The following is a 390-nucleotide window of genomic DNA, read 5'->3' on the forward strand; positions in this document are numbered from 1 at the left end:
TCCTCCAGCTCTCCAGGTCCGGTCCGCCGTCCTGACACCTTGATCACGTCATCCGCACGGCCCAGATGGAACCAGTAGCCGTCTTCATCAACCATGACCATATCACCCTGCCACCACATTTCTTCGCCCAGCGGAAAGTAGGTGTCGAGGTAGCGCTGTTTGCTTCTCCAAAAGCCGCGCGTCTGCGCCGGCTGCGGACAGGTAAAGACGAGATATCCCGGGGTGCCTGGCGGAACAGGGTTTCCATCCTCTCCTACCACCTTCGCTCCCACTGCGGGAGTCGCACCCAGACAACTCGGCTTCAGCGGCTGGATGGACACAGATGAAATAATCTCCGCAAAAACTTCCGTACCGCCGCTGCCGTTGATGATCGGCGCGTTGCCCTTCGCC

Annotated in this window: 1 pseudogene; it reads right to left on the reverse strand. The window is 59.7% G+C overall.

The annotated features are described in order from the left end of the window. Positions 1 to 390, reverse strand: a pseudogene (locus MXD62_RS10365) (AMP-binding protein); the annotation flags it as partial.

Origin of the sequence: Frankia sp. Mgl5, from assembly GCF_023242985.1 — a bacterium.
In the GTDB taxonomy this organism is placed as follows: domain Bacteria; phylum Actinomycetota; class Actinomycetes; order Frankiales; family Frankiaceae; genus Parafrankia; species Parafrankia soli.